This window comes from Pontibacter diazotrophicus, assembly GCF_003367245.1.
In the GTDB taxonomy this organism is placed as follows: Bacteria; Bacteroidota; Bacteroidia; order Cytophagales; family Hymenobacteraceae; genus Pontibacter; species Pontibacter diazotrophicus.
Genome location: NZ_QRGR01000072.1, coordinates 1 through 2,260, shown reverse-complemented (window position 1 = coordinate 2,260; position 2,260 = coordinate 1). Strand labels below are relative to the sequence as shown.

The 2,260-nt window shown below is 40.2% G+C and carries 3 protein-coding genes; all 3 read right to left on the bottom strand.

The genetic code is table 11. The annotated features are described in order from the left end of the window. Window positions 1–106: 106 nt before the first annotated feature. Window positions 107–463: a hypothetical protein gene (locus DXT99_RS26915; protein WP_147294329.1), complete on the bottom strand. Its 357-nt coding sequence runs from the start codon at window positions 461–463 to the stop codon at window positions 107–109. Between the two features lie 440 nt (window positions 464–903). Beyond that, window positions 904–1,416 (bottom strand): hypothetical protein, encoded by a 513-nt coding sequence (locus DXT99_RS26670; RefSeq protein WP_147294328.1) that lies wholly within the window; start codon window positions 1,414–1,416, stop codon window positions 904–906. Between the two features lie 109 nt (window positions 1,417–1,525). Further along, window positions 1,526–2,068: a toxin-antitoxin system YwqK family antitoxin gene (locus tag DXT99_RS26665; protein WP_115568643.1), complete on the bottom strand. Its 543-nt coding sequence runs from the start codon at window positions 2,066–2,068 to the stop codon at window positions 1,526–1,528. Window positions 2,069–2,260 lie beyond the last annotated feature (192 nt).

The window sequence follows — 2,260 nt, the reverse complement described above, 5'->3', positions numbered from 1 at the left end:
GGGTGTTCACAGTGGATAACCCTGTCGGGTTACCCACAATGAACACCCATAGTAGTGGTAGCAGAAGTGAATTTAAATTTGTTGAATTTTATACTCCAGGGTAGTTCTAATGTTGGGGAGCCGACACACCCACGGGAGTGTCGAATTTGTAATTTGTTATTGTCTGTTTCTCAACCAGCCTGCCTAAGTCATCATAGAGGAAAAACTCATTCTCATACGTATCCCTGCGGGTCTTTCTAAGCTCAACCAGTCTGCCAGTCGTGTCGTACTTGTAGGCTCCCTTCCAGAGTAAGCCATTGCCCTCCGTTACCAGCAGAGAATCTTTTTTATTCCCGACATAGGTATAGTAGTTCCACGTCTTAATAGTGTCGCCTTGTGATTCAACTCTTTCAGCTATTTTCTCCTTTACCAGCCTATTCTCAATGTCGTAGAAGTAAATCTGTTCGAAATTAACTGTATCCATGTTAACCAGCGTGTCACTTGTCGTGTAAGTGCCTAAAAGGTTACCTAAGGTGTCGTAGAAAAGAATGCTCCTTACCCCCTGAACTTGCTGGCAACCTCTCCCCCAAACCTTCTCAATTAGCTTACCAGTCTTATCATAAATGTACCTGATGCAATCACCTTCCTTACCAATTTCACGAAGGAGTCTGTCGGATGAGTCATAATATTTTAATAATTTTAAGTTTTCAGGGTCATCTGCATTACTGTAATAGCTTTTCACTACATACTCTGGGTCAAAGCCCTCCTGCTGCTTTCCCTCTCGACTTTGGCAAGCAACTAAAAAGAGTAGAGTTAATATGTAGATTGTTTTCGTCATTATTATGACCCATAACGGACTCGTACAGGCTGCGGACGAGGCGCAGCCGAATATGGAGCCTGTGCCTTGTTAGCAGAACATGTTCTTTATACTTCAAATACTGCTTGTTCTTCTCTTGCTATCCTGTTCACTCTTGGCTGAATGAACCAGATACAGAATGGCCAGAAGATTATCCCAAAGAACAGCCCAATATATTCCCCTAATCTGGCTTCTCTATTCAATTCAATGGATTTCAAGACTTTTACTGGGAACGCTATGGTATGTAAGAAGGCATAAAAAATGTAGAAGCCTGGTAGCGCATAGATTCCTGTAAGACTTACTTTGTTGGATTCTGTGAGTATGGCTACTGCTATGAGCGATGCTATGGTCAGAAAAGCATTTATGATAAACAGATTGTAGTTTAACTTTATCTTCCTTGGCAGGTAGTCATAGAGGTAATGTCCGTAGGCAATCAGGAGTGAAAAGAACAGAACCACACCTATGACTCCTAACACATCATTTACAGTTGAGTAGCCTTCAATCGTGGTATTGCCTACCAACATTGAAAACATCAAAATCAAAAATATCTGACAATGTTTAAGTTGTAAAATTCTTCTCATTCATAATTTCATTTACTGCTAACGTTTAGTACAGGCTGCGAACGAGGCGCAGCCGAGAATGGAGCCTGTGCAGGGTTAGCAGATAGTTATTCTATAATACAGTAGTTCTTTAATCTACTTCATTAGTGGAAGGCAAGCACTTTAGTTTGACACCTGCACTATCATAAAAACATTCGTTCAGTTTGTGGCCTAAACTGTCATAGGTGACGATGCTGCCAAAGGGCTTCCGTTTTCTCATAGTACCTTCTCCCTTTTTAATGCCGTTCTGAAAGTACTTAGTAAATGGTCCATCTAACAAGCCGTGTACATAGTTGGCCTTGAATTCAGGGTTCCCATTTCTATAATAGCTAATTGACTCGCCGTGGGGTTTCCCCTCAAGTGCAGTACCCTTGTACTCAAGCGTTCCATCTTCATAAAACACTTTAGACACTCCATGTAGGAGCCCATCTTTATAAAAGCTTACATTCTTCACCTTCCCATCCTCATAGTACTCCATAAATTTTCCATCACGCTTGCCATTAACTACTTCTGAAATTACTCTGACCTGCCCATTCTCATACTTCAAAGTTTCTGTTTTTCTTGAACTGCATGCTATAAGTAATATCAAGAGAAAGAAGTAGTAAAGTTTACCTCCGTTGAAGTTTATCCCCATTTAGGTTTTTAAAATATATCTTAAGAGTTGATTAATCTTGTTCATTCATTTTTAAAAATTCCTGCTAACGTGTTTGGCTAAGGCACGCCTTCAGGTGTGGTTTAGGTTTTGTTGTGTGAAGAGTTTTACCATTTATTAGAGTTGACAATTATTGTTCTGCCGTCATCCATAAATAGTATTTCAAAACTCTTG